Raw genomic sequence first — 13,684 nt, 5'->3', positions numbered from 1 at the left:
GGTGGGCGACAGGGCTAACCTGCTGAGTCCACATCGTGCGAGGACGTTGCCATGACCAGCCAATACGAACGCGGCAAGGCGTTCCAGGCGCTGCACCAGCGCGAAAGCCTGCTCGTGCTGCCCAATCCCTGGGACGCCGGCTCGGCGAAGATGCTCGCCGGGCTTGGCTTCGAGGCCCTGGCCACCACCAGTGCCGGGCTGGCCTTCAGCCTCGGGCGCTGTGACGCCGAAGGCGAGGTGAGCCGCGCGGAGGCCCTGGCCAATGCCCGCGACATCGTCGAGGCGACGCCGCTGCCGGTGGCCGCCGACCTGGAGAACGGCTACGGCGATGATCCGCAGGATTGCGTCGAGACCATCCGCCTGGCGGCCAGCATCGGTCTGGTTGGCGGCTCCATCGAGGATGCCTCGGGGCGCCCGGACGAGCCCATCTACCCCTTCGAACTGGCGGTAGAGCGCGTGCAAGCCGCCGTGCAGGCCGCGCGTTCGCTGGGCTTTCCCTTCACCCTGGCGGCCCGCGCGGAAAACCACCTGCACGGCCGCAACGATCTCGACGATACCCTGCGCCGCCTGGTCGCCTTCGCCGAGGCCGGAGCCGATGTGCTCTACGCCCCGGGTCTGACCACGCGGGAGCAGATTGCCGCGGTGGTCAGTGCCGTCGCGCCACGCCCGGTCAACGTGCTGGTCGGGTCGCCGGCGCTGCGCCTTACGCTGGATGAGTTGGCCGAGCTGGGCGTACGGCGTGTCAGCCTGGGCTCGGGATTGGCGCGCGTGGCCTTCGGCGCCTTCTTCCATGCCGCCCGGGAGTTGGCGGCTGGCCGTCTGCAGGCCACGCAGGAGGGCATGCCCTTCGCGCAGATCAACCAGCTGTTCCGGCGCTAGCCGGCGGCCTGCGGTAGAATCCGCGCTTTTGCACCGGATCGACCCGCATGAGCGACATCGCCACCGCCCCCCGCATCATCGTCCAGGCCCTCGCGCCGCACTGGCGCGAAGCTGCCGAACAGTGGGCGCAGCGCCTCGGGTTGGCGTGCGCCGAAGGGGACGACGCGGACTTCGCCGTGCAGGTCGGTGACGACGGGGTGCAGCTGCTGCAGTTGGGGCCGGATTCGCCCGGGCCGGTGCGCGTTGATTTCGTCGAGGGCGCCGCCGCCCATCGCCGCCAGTTCGGCGGCGGCAGCGGGCAGATGATCGCCAAGGCGGTAGGCGTGCAGCCAGGCGTGCGGCCGCACATCCTCGATGCCACTGCTGGCTTGGGCCGCGATGCCTTTGTGCTCGCCACGCTGGGTTGCGAGATGCAGCTGATCGAGCGCCAGCCGCTGATCGCAGCGCTGCTGGAGGACGGCTTGGCCCGCGCCGCGCGTGATCTGGAAGTGGCGCCCATCGCGGCGCGCATGCAATTGCACCAGGGTAACGCCATCGAGCTGATGAGCGCCTGGGAAGGCGAAGCGCCGCAGGTGATCTACCTCGACCCGATGTTCCCGCACCGCGAAAAAAGCGCCCTGGTGAAGAAGGAAATGCGCCTGTTCCGCCCGCTGGTGGGCGATGACATGGATGCCCCGGCGCTGCTCCAGGCGGCCCTCAAGCTCGCTACCCACCGCGTAGTGGTCAAGCGCCCGCGCAAGGCGCCGATCATCGAGGGCGCGAAGCCCAGCTACAGCCTGGAAGGCAAGTCGAGCCGCTACGACATCTACCCGCTGAAGTCGCTCAAGGCCTGAGCGCGCCCCGGCGCATCGTCATTCGCGAGCAAGCTCGCTCCAGCAGGGGATGGCCATCTCCGTCGGCCGCTCAGGGCCGATAGGCGCGCAGGAAGATATCCACCACCTCGCGCACGTGCTTTTCGGCTTCCTCGGCATCCGGCCTTTCCGCGGAGCCGATCAGCAGGCGGAAGTGCAGGCAGCCCTGCGCCAGCATGAGGAAATGCTCGGCGGCGTTGCGCGGGTCGCCCTCGCGCATTTCGCCCTTGAGCTGCGCCTGGACGATAAGCCGCTCCAGCTGGTCGAGCACGCGCGAGGGGCCGGCCTCGAAGAACAGCTGCGACAACTGCGGGTTCTGTCCGCCCTGGGCGACCATCAGGCGGCACAGGGCAATGGCTTCGGCGCTGTTGATCAGGCGATTGAAACCACGAGCGATGCTGAGCAGCAGGACGCCCACCGACGCGTTGGCCGGCGGCTCGTGGAACAGCTCGGGCATGGTTTCGGCGCACTTGGCCTGCACCGCCTCGCAGAACAGCGTCTCCTTGTCGGTGAAGTGGTTGTAGACGGTGAGCTTGGATACCCCGGCCTCGGCGGCGATGGCTTCCATGCTGCTGCCGTCGTAGCCCTTGCTGATGAACAGTTCCTTGGCGGCGTCGAGGATCGCCTGGCGCTTGGCCAGGTCCTTCGGGCGGCCCGGGCCGTTCGGAGTAGAGGTCTGGGACATGTCTTTACAATTCAAATACTGGACTGGTTAGTTTTGTATTCTTACTATACCGCTGAGTATAAGAATTCCAACCTGCTTTGCGAAAGGTCACCACCATGCTTCGCCATGTACTGTCCGTCGCCGTTCCCCTGAGTCTTTCCGTCATCCTCAGCGCCTGCAGCCAGAGCGAGCCGCCCAAGCCCCTGGCGCGCCCGGCCATGGTCGTGCAGCCGCAGCCGGCGCGCGCCGCTACCGAGGCGTACCCGGGCGAGGTGCATGCGCGCTACGAGCCGGACCTGGCGTTCCGCATCGGCGGCAAGGTGAGCAAGCGCCTGGTGGACAGCGGTGCAAGGGTGCGTCGCGACCAGCCGCTGGCGGAGCTCGACCCGGAAGACGTACGCCTGCAACTGGAGGCCACCCGCGCCCAGGTCGCTGCCGCCGAGGCCAACCTGCAGACCGTGCGCACCGAGTACCAGCGCTACAAGACGCTGCTGGAGCGCAAGCTGGTCAGCCAGTCGCAGTTCGACAACATCGAGAACACCTACCGCGCCGGCGAGGCGCGCCTTAAGCAGATTCGCGCGGAATACGACGTGGCGCGCAACCAGGCCGAATACGCGGTGCTGCGCGCCCCGCAGGACGGCGTCATCGCCACGCGTCGCGTCGAGGTCGGCCAGGTTGTAGCGGCGGGGCAGACGGTCTTCACCCTGGCCGCCGATGGCGACCGCGAAGTGGCGATCAGCTTCCCCGAGCACGCCATCGAGCGCTTCCGCATCGGCGAGAACGTCAGCGTCGAGCTCTGGTCGCAGCCGGACAAACGCTTCAGCGGGCATATCCGCGAGCTTTCGCCGGCCGCCGACCCGCAGTCGCGCACCTTCGCCGCGCGGGTCGCCTTCGACGACGCCAAGGTGTCCGCCGAAATCGGCCAGAGCGCCCGTGTCTATGTCTCGACCGATGGCCAGGTGCCGCTGTCCGTACCGCTCGCGGCGGTCAGCGCCGAAGGCGGCCAGGCGTTCGTCTGGGTGGTCGATCCGGCTACCTCGACCCTGCACCGCCAGCCGATCCGCATAGGACCCTTCGCCGAGGACCGCGTGCCCGTGCTCGAAGGCCTCAAGGCCGACGACTGGGTGGTGGCGGCCGGCGTGCAGGTGCTGCGCGAAGGTCAGCAGGTGCGCCCGGTGGACCGGGACAATCGTTCGGTCAAGCTGCTGGCGAAGGAGTAACGCAGGATGCGCTTCAACCTTTCTGCATGGGCTCTGCAGAACCGCCAGATCGTGCTCTATCTCATGCTCCTGCTGGGTATCGCCGGGGTGCTTTCCTACACCCAACTCGGCCAGAGCGAAGACCCGCCGTTCACCTTCAAGGCCATGGTGGTGAAGACCAACTGGCCCGGTGCGACGGCCGAGGAAGTCTCGCGCCAGGTCACCGAGCGCATCGAGAAGAAGCTGATGGAGACCGGCGACTACGACCGCATCGTCTCCTTCTCGCGGCCGGGCGAGTCCCAGGTGACCTTCGTCGCCCGCGAGGACTTCCATTCCGCCGACATTCCCGAGCTCTGGTACCAGATCCGCAAGAAGGTCAGCGACATCCGTTACACGCTGCCGCAAGGCATCCAGGGGCCCTTCTTCAACGATGAGTTCGGCACCACCTTCGGCAACATCTACGCGCTGTCCGGCAAGGGCTTCGACTACGCGGTGCTCAAGGATTACGCCGACCGCATCCAGCTGCAGCTGCAGCGCATCAAGGATGTCGGCAAGGTCGAGCTGGAAGGCCTGCAGGACGAGAAGATCTGGATCGACCTGTCGAACACAAAGCTGGCCACCCTCGGTCTGCCGCTGGCGGCGGTGCAGAAGGCACTGGAAGAACAGAACGCGGTCACCGCGACGGGCTTCTTCGAGACGGCCAGCGACCGCGTGCAGCTGCGCGTGTCGGGGCGCTTCGATTCGGTGGAGGACATCCGCCAGTTCCCCATTCGCATAGGCGACCGCACTTTCCGCATCGGCGACGTGGCCGACGTGCATCGCGGCTTCAACGACCCGCCCGCGCCGCGCATGCGCTTCATGGGCGACGACGCCATCGGCATCGCCGTGTCGATGAAAAGCGGCGGTGACATCCTGGTGCTGGGCAAGGCACTGGAGGACGAGTTCCACACGTTGCAGCAGAACCTGCCGGCCGGCATGGAGCTGCGCAAGGTGTCCGACCAGCCGGCGGCGGTCCGCGAGGGCGTTGGCGAGTTCGTCCGCGTGCTGGCCGAGGCGCTGGTCATCGTGCTGCTGGTGAGCTTCTTCTCCCTCGGCCTGCGTACCGGCCTGGTGGTGGCACTGTCGATCCCGCTGGTGCTGGCGATGACGTTCGTCTGCATGCGCTACTTCAACATCGGCCTGCACAAGATTTCCCTGGGCGCGCTGGTGCTTGCCCTCGGCCTGCTGGTGGACGACGCGATCATCGCGGTGGAGATGATGGCGGTGAAGATGGAGCAGGGCTACGACCGCCTGAAGGCGGCCAGTTTCGCCTGGACCAGCACGGCCTTCCCGATGCTCACAGGCACCCTGGTCACCGCCGCCGGCTTCCTGCCGATCGCCACTGCGCAGTCCGGTACCGGCGAGTACACCCGCTCGCTGTTCCAGGTGGTGACCATCGCCTTGCTGGTGTCCTGGGTTGCCGCGGTGATGTTCGTGCCCTACCTGGGTGACAAGCTGCTGCCGGACCTGGCCAAGATTCACGCCGCCAAGCACGGCGGCAGCGACAAGGGCCACGATCCCTATTCGACCGCCTTCTACCAGCGCTTCCGGCGCCTGGTGGAGTGGTGCGTGGTGCACCGCAAGACGGTGATCGTCCTCACCCTGCTGGCCTTCATCGGCTCCATCGGCCTGTTCCGCCTGGTGCCGCAGCAGTTCTTCCCGCCATCGGCGCGCCTGGAGCTGCTGGTCGACCTCAAGCTGGCCGAGGGCGATTCGCTCACGGCCACCGACGAGCAGGCCAAGCGCCTGGAGAAGATGCTTTCCGGCCATCCGGGCATCGAGAACTACGTGGCCTACGTCGGCACCGGCTCGCCGCGCTTCTACCTGCCGCTGGACCAGCAACTGCCGGCGGCCAGCTTCGCCCAGTTCGTGGTGCTGACCAAGGACCTGAAGAGCCGCGAGCAAGTCCGCCAGTGGCTGATCCAGCGCATGGCCGAGGACTTCCCCACGGTGCGTACCCGCATCAGCCGCCTGGAGAATGGCCCGCCGGTGGGCTACCCCGTGCAGTTCCGCGTTTCCGGCGAGCACATTCCGGTGGTCCGCGAGCTGGCCCGTCAGGTGGCGGCGAAGATGCGCGAGAACCCGCACCTGGTGAACGTGCACCTGGATTGGGAAGAACCGAGCAAGGCGATCTACCTCAACGTCGACCAGGATCGCGCCCGCGCGCTGGGCGTGAGCACCCAGGACATCTCGCAGTTCCTGCAGAGTTCGCTGACCGGCGCGACCGTCAGCTACTACCGCGAGGATGACGAGCTGATCGAGATCCTCCTGCGCGGCGACGAGCGCGAGCGGCGCGACCTGTCGCAGCTGCCGAGCCTGGCGCTGCAGACCAGCAGCGGCCGCAGCGTGGCGCTGTCGCAGGTGGCGACCCTGGAGTATGGCTTCGAGGAAGGCATCATCTGGCGGCGCAACCGCCTGCCGACCGTCACGGTGCGCGCCGACATCTACGACGACTCGCTGCCGGCGACCCTGGTCAAGCAGGTCTCGCCGACCCTCGATACGATCCGCGCCAACCTGCCCAACGGCTACCTGCTTCAGGTCGGCGGCACGGTGGAGGACTCGGCCAAGGGCCAGAACTCGGTGAACGCCGGCGTCCCGCTGTTCATCGTCGTGGTGATGACCCTGCTGATGGTCCAGCTGCGCAGTTTCTCGCGCACCGCCATGGTGTTCCTCACCGCGCCCCTGGGGCTGATCGGCGTGGCGGTGTTCCTGCTGCTGTTCCAGAAGCCCTTTGGCTTCGTCGCCATGCTGGGCACCATCGCGCTGTCGGGGATGATCATGCGCAACTCGGTGATCCTGGTGGACCAGATCGAGCAGGACATCGCCCATGGCCTGGACCGCTGGCACGCGATCATCGAGGCCACGGTGCGGCGCTTCCGCCCGATCGTGCTGACCGCCCTGGCAGCGGTGCTGGCGATGATCCCGCTGTCGCGCAGCGTGTTCTTCGGGCCGATGGCGGTGGCGATCATGGGCGGCCTGATCGTGGCTACCGCGCTGACGTTGCTGTTCCTGCCGGCGCTCTACGCCGCCTGGTTCCGGGTGAAGAAGGAGAGCCAGGCGTAGGGCGTATAACCGTTCGCGGTTATGTGCCGATACACCTCGCTTGACGGCAACTCCGTTGTGATGCTCGGCATTTTCATTGCAGCCCAGTTCAGCTCCGAGCCGACCGGCAACCACGGCCAAACGGCGTATAACCCGGAGGGTTATACGCCCTACGAACCGGAAGCTTTGGCTTCACGGAATCGGCGCCCCCGAATCCCGCTCGCGCACCGCCTGGGCAAAGCCCACGGCCTCGCAACGCGCCTTGAAGCGCACGCCCTCCGGGCTGTGGCGGGTGATGCCGTCGAACAGCGTGGCGAACATCTGCGTGCTCTCCAGGCCCATGTTGTGGAAGGCCTGGTTGATCATCAGTTTCTGCATCATCAACTGGTTCTTAGGGATGCCCTGCATGCGTGCGGCCAGCGCATCGACCGTGGCGTCCAGGTCGGCCAGCGGCACGCTCTGGTAGACCAGGCCCAGGCGCTGCGCTTCGCGGCCGTCGATGAGGTCGCCGGTGAGCAGCATGCGCTTGGCCTTTTCCGGGCCCAGGCGATAGACCCACATGGCGGTGGTCGGGCAGCCCCAGACCCGCGCCGGCGGATAGCCAATCTGCGCTTCCTCGGCCATCACGATCAGGTCGCAGCACAGCGCGATATCGCTGCCGCCGGCCACCGCCGGGCCGTTGATCTTGGCGATCACCGGCTTGTAGCTGCGGAACAGGCTCATGAACTGCTCGGTGTTCCGCTTCATCAGCGCGTAATCGACCATCGGGTCCCAGGGCATTTCCTGGCTGCCGTAGACCCCGCGCGGGTTCTCGGCGAAGAACTTGAGGTCGTAGCCGCTGCAGAAGCCACGCCCGGCGCCGGTGAGGACGATGACGTGGACGGCGTCGTCGGCATTCGCGCGGGCCACGGCGGCCTCGATGTCGCCGGGCATGCGGTCGTCGATGGCGTTGAGTCGCTCGGGGCGGTTGAGGGTGAGGGTGGCGACGCGTCCTTCGACGCTGTAGAGCACGGTGGACTCGCTCATGGGCTTCTCGCTGGTCGGGGTTCGGAGGTGGGCTTGGCTAGTTGCAGAAAATAAGTAAACTGAATTCACTTTTTCTGTCCAGTGCCACGAGTCCCGCCATGCCCGATCTTTCCGCCAAGGCCCTGAAAACCCGCGCCAGCCTGCTGGAGGCCGCGCGAGATGACCTGTTGGAGTTCGGCGGCGGCCTGGAAGTGGGCCGCGTAGCCGAGCGTGCCGGCGTCTCCGTCGGGCTGATCTACCGCTACTTCGCCTCGCGCGCCGGCCTGCTGGCTGCCGTCGCGGAGGACTTCTACGACCGCTACCAGGCCCAGGTGATGGTCGCTGACCCGCTGCCCGATGCCAGCGACTGGAGCCTGCGCGAAGAGCAACGGGTACGCCGCGCGGTCGAGTTCGTCTATGCCGAACCGTTGGCGCCTCTGGTGCTGGTCAGCCTGGCGCGAGAGCCGGAAGTGGCCGCGCTGGAGGCGCAGCGCATCGCCGAGAACATCCGCCAGGGCGCCGACAACATCCGCCGTGGCCAGGCCGCCGGCCAGCTCAACGCGAGCCTCGACCCGCAGCTGGTCTCGGCGATGATCCTCGGCGGCCTGCACCAGGCGCTGCTGGAAGCGCTTGCGCGCCAGCCCAGGCCGCCGGCCGAGCAGCTGGCGCGCCAGCTCTGGCACTTCATTCGCGGCGCGCTGGCGCCGATCACTGCCTGACAGGGAAGAGGAGGCGAAGATGCACCGAGAGACGCAAGTGCGGTTACTGCGAAAGGTTCTGGCGCTGGCCGAACAGGGTGTTTCCGATTGCGCTGAAACCCCGTCGGCCCTGCCGGTAACGGCGTATCTAGATGAGGCTCGCTATCGCCGCGAGCGCGAGGAAGTCCTGCTGCGCGAGCCGGTGCTGGTGGCACGCTCCAGTGAAATCCCCAACGGCCATTTCCTCACCCGCGAACTGCTGGTGCCGGTGTTGCTGACACGCGACGAGCAAGGCCGCCTGCGCGCTTTCCTGAATGTCTGCAAGCATCGCGGCACGCAGTTGGTGGCAGAGGAAAGCGGCAGCAACCGAGTCTTCGTCTGTCCCTACCACGCCTGGTCGTACAACCCGGACGGCAGCTTGCGCGGCATTCCCCACGGCTACGGTTTCGAGGGTGCCGAGCGGGCCTGCCTGAACCTCACCGAACTGCCGGTGGCCGAGCGTTTCGGCGCAGTGTGGGCAAGGCTGTCGCCAGGGCCGGCGCTGGACCTGGATGCGTTCTTCGGCGAAGAGATCCTCGCCGACTTCGAGAGTTTTGCTGTCGACGACCATGTGCTCTTCGACCCCCGCGACATCCGCCGGCCGGTGAACTGGAAGCTGACCGTCGACACCTTCCTCGAGAACTACCACGTGGCCAAGGCGCACCAGGCGACCATCGACCACCTGTTCTGGCCCAACCTGGGCAGCTTCGAGCGTTTCGGCCAACACATCCGCAACTACTACGTGAAGCGCAACCTGCGCGAGCTGCCCGGGCAGCCGGAAGACCAATGGGACCTGCGCCGCCACGGCAACCTGCTCTATTACCTCTGGCCGAACACTCTGGTGCTGGTGGAGCCTGACCACATCGACTTCACCAGCGTGTACCCGGACGGCCCGCTGGCCACGCGCGTGCTCAGCCACACGCTCCTGCCCGAGGACCCGGCGACCGAAAAGGCCCGGCGCTACTTCGAGAAGAACAACGAAATCCTCTACGCCGCCCTGGAAGAGGACTTCGCCATGGCCACGCGGGTGCAGAACGGCATTCGTTCAGGGGCCAGCGCCCGCCTCTGGCACGGCCGCTTCGAGGTCGCGCTGAAGTGGTTCCACCAGAACCTCGACGAGGCTCTGGACGACCCAAGCGTCATCGCCTGACGCAAACGAAAACGCCCGGCACTTAGGCCGGGCGTTCTGCATTTCGGGTGGCGTCAGCGCACTGCATCCACGCGGATGCGCACGGGCTGCGGATCGCTGCCATCGAGCTTCACGCTATGCCGCTCGGTGCTGATGAACTTCAGCTTGCCGCCAATCTCGATACGCGCGCTGACCGCGTAGCTGTGGCCTGGCTTAACCTGCGCCGGGTCGTAGTTTAGCGTGAACGCAATCGGCACCTGCTTGCCGCTGGGCAACACCTGGCTGGCCAGCACCGTGGCCGGCGCATCGGCCAGCGAGACATCCTGCAGGCTCACGGAAACCTGTGCGCTCGGCGGCAACGCGATGCGCTGCAGATAGAACACCTCGCCACTGAGCGAAGCGCTCTGCGGGGCCGAAGTAGACGAGCAGGCAGCCAGCAGGCCGGTGGCGAGAACGAGGGGGAGGGCGGTGAACTTCATCGGCGGATTCCTTCCGGGTAGATCGGGTGTGATCCGACCCAGCATAGGCCGATTGGTTGCAGCGGGTTTTGTAAGTGGAATTTTCCTTGATCTGCCGCAACCCCGGCGCGAGTGCGCCGGGGATTGGTGTCACTCGGTGATCTTCTGGAAGCTGCCGTCGAACATGTCGAGGTTGCGCCCATCGGTCAGGCCATACAGCGAGTAGCTGCGCGACAGTCGCGCACCGCCGTCGCGGGTCAGCGGGGCCCAGGCCAGGTTGGCGCGGCGCATGGTCGAACTGCTCATCAGCTCGTCGAAGGGGATCGAAACGTAGATGCCTTTATCGAAGCTACCTTCGCCGTACTCTTCCTTGGACGCGGTGGTCAGCGTCACCCAGCCGCCAAAGCGCACGCCGTTGCTGAATTCGCGCGACAGGTCGAGGGTGGTGCCCCAGTCACGCGCCAGGTAGCGGCCAACGCTGACGGCTGCGAGCACGTCCTGGAAGTCGGTCTTCAGGTAGCCGGTGACATGGCCGGTGAGGACCTTGTAGTCACGCAGGCCGAAGCCCTGGTCGAAATCGCGCTGGCGCACGTAGTTGAGGTCGGTACCCAGCGCCCAGCGTTCGCCCATCGGCCGGTACAGCAGCTCGCCGCCGACGCCGGCGAACATCGACTCCAGGTAGCCGCCGTAGACCATGCCATAGAGGTCTTCGTCCAGGCGTTTGGCCTTGTTCAGCTGGAAGTCGGTCATGGTGACGTCGGAGGTCGTCCAGTACTCGCGCAGATAGGTGCGTACGCGCGGCAGGTTGCTGGGCGCGTCGTACTTGAACTTGTCGAAGTTGTTCACCAGGTTGGCGCTGAGCGAGCCGTTCCACCAGGTGTCCGGGGTGAAGCGGTACTCGGCGCCGGCATCCGCGGTGAACTGGTAGAGGAGGAAGCCGTCGGGGCCGCCGACGTTCTGCTTGTAGCCCAGGCCGAATCCGTAGCTGAACGGGGCCGGCTTCTGCCGGAAGAGCTCCTTTTCCTCGCGCGGCAGCGGCCAGTTCTGCTCGGTGCCGCGACGCAGGTCCTCGAGCGGGCGTTCGTGCTGCACCACTGCGCGGAAGGTCTCGCGGGGCACGCTGGTTTCGACCACCGGCATGTCGTAGCGCTTGTCGACCACGGTGAAGTACTTGATGTCGTCGTCGACACTGTTGTCGAGAATGCGGGCCGCGCGACCAACCGCCTTGGGTGGGTAGAGATAGCGGGTCTGCTCGCCGTAAACGACGATCTCCGAGTCGCGCTGGGCGATGCGCTCGACCTTGTAGCCGGCGTTCTTCTCCAGGCGCCGCGAGACGTTGGCCCAGTCCACCTGGTCCGGGTGCAGGTCCGGCGTCTTGGCCGGCAGGGACTCGGCCGGTGGGTCGTAGGTCTTGGCCGGTGCGGTGCGGGTGGCGAAGTTGGTGTGCAGGGTGATGCCGAACATGGCGGTGTTGCCGCGTTCCCAGCCGGCCGTGAGGTCCACCGAGTCGCCGGCCTTGAAGACGAAGCCGAGGTTGATCGGGGAGCTCTGGTCCTGGTTGTTACTCAGCGGCTCGCGCTTGTAGTCGTTGCCGTCGTATTCCAGCTTGACCGAGAGGCGATCCCAAGGCGTCTGCCACTGGACGCCGCCGAACAGCGCGGGCGAGCCGCGGTAGTAGTTACTGAGGTCGAACGAGCCGGCATTGGCCACGTCGCTGGTCGGAATCGGGCGGTTGTCGTACTTGTCGTCGATCCAGCCCAGCGGGTTGTCGAAGTCGCCCCGATTGCCCAGGTAGCCCCAGGCAACGCCCAGGCTCAGGTCGAAGTTGCCGAAGCGCTTGTTGCCGACGAAGTATTCGCTGGAGAACAGGCCGGTACCGCCGACGTCCAGGAAACCGGCAGCGACTTCCGGCGTCCAGCGGCTCTCGCGCAACAGGCGGAATTTGGCGTCCACCGCCTTGTCCTTGTAGCTCTGGTCGCCGCTGAAGTCCTCGGCGCCGTAACGGCGGTTGCTTACCGAGGTATAGCGGAAGGAGGTCTCCATCCAGTCGAACGGCTGCAGCGAGAAGCTGTAGCGCGAGTACGGGTCGACACGGTTCGCGGTGATCGCCACCTCGCCGGCCGGCAGCATACGCGCGGTCGGCGTCTGCATCAGGCCGACGATGCCGAAGTCGTTGTGCGTGTAGCGCGGATCGGCGTGGCTAACGGTCCAGGGCAGCAACAGACACAGGGAATAGCGGAGCTTCATGGCGCCACCTCGGACAGCGGTTGGGTGGCGATGAATTCCGCAAGCTCGGCGTTCAGTTGCGGGAAGGCGCTATCGGCGTTGCCTGCCTTGAACGGGACAAGGATGGTCGCGCCCGGTGCTGGAGGCGCTGCGTCCTGGCGATTCCACAAGGTGATGCCCAGGTGGCTGATCTGCCCGTCCGGCTGGATGAGGTAGACGTAGTCATTGTCCGCCTCGGCCCGTATCGGGCACTGGTCGAGGTAGTCGCGGGCCTGCTGCAACGGGATGAAGTCCAGGGTGCAGTCGGCGGGCACTGCGCCAATCACGCGAACGGTGGTTGGACGTGCCGGGTAGATGAAGACGTCGCCGGCGCTTACGCGTTGGTTCTGCTCGGTGTCGACTTCTACGCCCACAGGGTCCAGCAGGTGCGCTCGGCGGCCGCTGACAGGCAGCGCAGCCACCTTGTTATGCAGACGCCGCGCGAGGTTCGCGAGCACGGGTTGGTCGTCAAGCAGGGCCTTCTGCTCGAGCTGCAACAGGTCAAAGAGCACGCCGGCCTTGAGCCGCTTCTGTGGCTGGACGAGCGACTGCTGCAGCCAGGCTCCGCCCAGCCAGTAGCCTTCGGCGTTGACCTGTGCGGTGCGCAGTACATCGCCGAGGCGAGTGTCAGGCGCTATCGCGATCATGCCTGCCTTGGCGGCGTCGCCGCGTACTTCCACCGAGTCGGCGGCTGAGGCGCATGTGCTCGCGAAGAGCGCGAAAGGAATCAGCAGGGAGCGGAGTTTCATTTCCCGTCTCCCTTGTACGGCCGCAGCTGGGTGATGGCCACCTGCAGGTCCGGCGTGACCTGCTGCAGGCTCTGCATCACGAAGCCGTCCTGCGGATCGACCCAGTAGCGATTGGTGGCGCTGAATCCGAGCAGCGGGGCGCTGATCTCTTCATCGACGCGCAGCAGTTCGTAGTCGCGTTCGAGAATGCTGACGCGCTCCAGGCCGACCTTGTGGAATTGGCTGGTGACGGGCACGCCATAGCGATAACCGCTGGCGAGATCGAGCCAGCGTTCGCTGGTCTGGCCGTCGGCGACCTTGTTCAGCCCGGTATGGAAAGGCGAGTCGGCGCCCAGGCGGGTGCCGGCCAGGTTGTCGGCGAAGCCGGTAGTACGCACTACCAGGCCGTCGCGCATCATCACCACCTGGTGGGACGAGGCCAGCCAGTACTGCAGGTCGCCCTGCAGACGCACCAGCGCCAGTACCGCTTCGCCGCCCTGGGTCTGCAGCTTGATCTGGTAGTAGGGCAGTGCATCGACCTGAGCCTGGTTCAGCTCAAGCGGCTGCGGGCCCTGCACGGCGGCGCGCATGGTGTCCCAGGATGCGCGCATCAGCGGATTGCACGCGCATAGGGAGAGAGCCGCCCCGGCCAGGGCGGCGAATCGAAGAATCTTCACGTTCGACCTGG

Annotated in this window: 12 protein-coding genes; 6 read left to right on the top strand and 6 right to left on the bottom strand. The window is 66.4% G+C overall.

The annotated features are described in order from the left end of the window. The first annotated feature begins 51 nt into the window (after nucleotides 1-51). Nucleotides 52-879 (top strand): isocitrate lyase/phosphoenolpyruvate mutase family protein, encoded by an 828-nt coding sequence (locus ACA097_RS06700; protein WP_043249821.1) that lies wholly within the window; start codon nucleotides 52-54, stop codon nucleotides 877-879. Between the two features lie 47 nt (nucleotides 880-926). Continuing rightward, entirely contained in the window at nucleotides 927-1,712 is a 786-nt protein-coding gene (locus tag ACA097_RS06695) for a class I SAM-dependent methyltransferase (RefSeq protein WP_371369278.1), read from the top strand. Nucleotides 1,713-1,782: 70 nt separating this feature from the next. Here ACA097_RS06695 and ACA097_RS06690 read toward each other — a convergent pair whose 3' ends face one another. Beyond that, nucleotides 1,783-2,415 carry a TetR/AcrR family transcriptional regulator gene (locus tag ACA097_RS06690; protein WP_371369276.1) on the bottom strand — a complete coding sequence of 211 codons (633 nt, stop codon included), beginning with the start codon at nucleotides 2,413-2,415 and terminating at the stop codon, nucleotides 1,783-1,785. A gap of 95 nt (nucleotides 2,416-2,510) precedes the next feature. Here ACA097_RS06690 and ACA097_RS06685 point away from each other — a divergent pair, with 95 nt between their 5' ends. Both ACA097_RS06685 and ACA097_RS06680 read left to right on the top strand, forming a co-directional pair. Beyond that, the gene (locus tag ACA097_RS06685) at nucleotides 2,511-3,614 is read left to right on the top strand and encodes an efflux RND transporter periplasmic adaptor subunit (protein WP_371369274.1); all 1,104 of its coding nucleotides are present in this window, start codon (nucleotides 2,511-2,513) and stop codon (nucleotides 3,612-3,614) included. A gap of 6 nt (nucleotides 3,615-3,620) precedes the next feature. After that, nucleotides 3,621-6,695 (top strand): efflux RND transporter permease subunit, encoded by a 3,075-nt coding sequence (locus tag ACA097_RS06680; protein ID WP_371369272.1) that lies wholly within the window; start codon nucleotides 3,621-3,623, stop codon nucleotides 6,693-6,695. Nucleotides 6,696-6,866: 171 nt separating this feature from the next. On the opposite strand, the gene ACA097_RS06675 is transcribed toward ACA097_RS06680, so the two are convergent. Beyond that, nucleotides 6,867-7,700 (bottom strand): crotonase/enoyl-CoA hydratase family protein, encoded by an 834-nt coding sequence (locus ACA097_RS06675; RefSeq protein WP_371369270.1) that lies wholly within the window; start codon nucleotides 7,698-7,700, stop codon nucleotides 6,867-6,869. Between the two features lie 98 nt (nucleotides 7,701-7,798). Here ACA097_RS06675 and ACA097_RS06670 point away from each other — a divergent pair, with 98 nt between their 5' ends. Both ACA097_RS06670 and ACA097_RS06665 read left to right on the top strand, forming a co-directional pair. Then, on the top strand, nucleotides 7,799-8,398 hold the full coding sequence (locus ACA097_RS06670; protein ID WP_371369268.1) for a TetR/AcrR family transcriptional regulator: 600 nt from the start codon (nucleotides 7,799-7,801) through the stop codon (nucleotides 8,396-8,398). Nucleotides 8,399-8,417: 19 nt separating this feature from the next. Continuing rightward, the gene (locus tag ACA097_RS06665; RefSeq protein ID WP_371369266.1) at nucleotides 8,418-9,566 is read left to right on the top strand and encodes an aromatic ring-hydroxylating dioxygenase subunit alpha; all 1,149 of its coding nucleotides are present in this window, start codon (nucleotides 8,418-8,420) and stop codon (nucleotides 9,564-9,566) included. 53 nt (nucleotides 9,567-9,619) lie between these two features. On the opposite strand, the gene ACA097_RS06660 is transcribed toward ACA097_RS06665, so the two are convergent. The 4 genes from ACA097_RS06660 to ACA097_RS06645 form a co-directional block, all read right to left on the bottom strand. Next, nucleotides 9,620-10,024, bottom strand: a complete 405-nt coding sequence (locus tag ACA097_RS06660) for a YbaY family lipoprotein (RefSeq protein ID WP_371369264.1) — start codon at nucleotides 10,022-10,024, stop codon at nucleotides 9,620-9,622. Nucleotides 10,025-10,153: 129 nt separating this feature from the next. Next, on the bottom strand, nucleotides 10,154-12,250 hold the full coding sequence (locus ACA097_RS06655; RefSeq protein ID WP_043249837.1) for a YjbH domain-containing protein: 2,097 nt from the start codon (nucleotides 12,248-12,250) through the stop codon (nucleotides 10,154-10,156). After that, a complete protein-coding gene (locus tag ACA097_RS06650) occupies nucleotides 12,247-13,017 on the bottom strand; it encodes a capsule biosynthesis GfcC family protein (RefSeq protein ID WP_371369262.1) in 771 nt (256 codons plus the stop codon). The genes ACA097_RS06655 and ACA097_RS06650 overlap by 4 nt, the downstream gene beginning before the upstream one ends. After that, nucleotides 13,014-13,673, bottom strand: coding sequence for a YjbF family lipoprotein (locus tag ACA097_RS06645; protein WP_371369260.1), 660 nt, complete (start codon nucleotides 13,671-13,673; stop codon nucleotides 13,014-13,016). The genes ACA097_RS06650 and ACA097_RS06645 overlap by 4 nt, the downstream gene beginning before the upstream one ends. Nucleotides 13,674-13,684 lie beyond the last annotated feature (11 nt).

Source organism: Pseudomonas sp. QL9, assembly GCF_041409665.1.
Classification (GTDB): domain Bacteria; phylum Pseudomonadota; class Gammaproteobacteria; order Pseudomonadales; family Pseudomonadaceae; genus Pseudomonas; species Pseudomonas knackmussii.
This window is presented reverse-complemented; position numbering and strand designations above follow the sequence as displayed.